1 pseudogene is annotated in these 286 nt (G+C 42.3%); it reads right to left on the reverse strand.

Annotated features, from left to right (window positions below):
- Positions 1-286, reverse strand: a pseudogene (locus HC175_RS23355) (2-oxoacid:ferredoxin oxidoreductase subunit beta); the annotation flags it as partial.

The following is a 286-nucleotide window of genomic DNA, read 5'->3' on the forward strand; positions in this document are numbered from 1 at the left end:
GAAAAGAAAAGATCATCTGTCTTTTTAAATTCAGATTTTGCTTTTATCTGTGCAGTAAGTGCATCCTCTCTTTCTTCCAGGGTCACGTCGTCATAACTTCTAATAATTCCGGTTACCAATGGATACTCAAGTCTTACCAGCATCTGGTGCATGGTAGGATCTTTTTCCTTCGCATCGTGAACCAGGATGTCTTCTTCGGTTATTCCATTTTCGCCTATGGTCACTACCTCCAGCTTGAGCTTGTTAAGCACCAGTCCTTTGTCGCGTTCCTTTCCGAAGATCATTG

It is taken from the genome of Salinimicrobium oceani, from assembly GCF_012037645.1.